The organism is Shewanella sp. 8A, from assembly GCF_023475945.1.
GTDB classification, from domain to species: domain Bacteria; phylum Pseudomonadota; class Gammaproteobacteria; order Enterobacterales; family Shewanellaceae; genus Shewanella; species Shewanella xiamenensis.
Map to the genome: position 1 here is coordinate 1 of NZ_JAMDJP010000131.1, position 233 is coordinate 233.

General features: G+C 51.9%; 1 rRNA gene. It reads right to left on the reverse strand.

The window, feature by feature from the left end:
• A 16S ribosomal RNA gene (locus tag M0413_RS22865) occupies positions 1–200 on the reverse strand; the annotation flags it as partial.
• Positions 201–233 lie beyond the last annotated feature (33 nt).

The window sequence follows — 233 nt, forward strand, 5'->3', positions numbered from 1 at the left end:
CTCTTTCCCCCGTAGGGCGTATGCGGTATTAGCAGTCGTTTCCAACTGTTATCCCCCTCGACTGGGCAGATCCCTAGGCATTACTCACCCGTCCGCCGCTCGCCACCTCAGAAGTAAACTCCCTTGTGCTGCCGCTCGACTTGCATGTGTTAGGCCTGCCGCCAGCGTTCAATCTGAGCCATGATCAAACTCTTCAATTAAAGTTTTTTGTTTAACTCGCGTTAAACGACTCA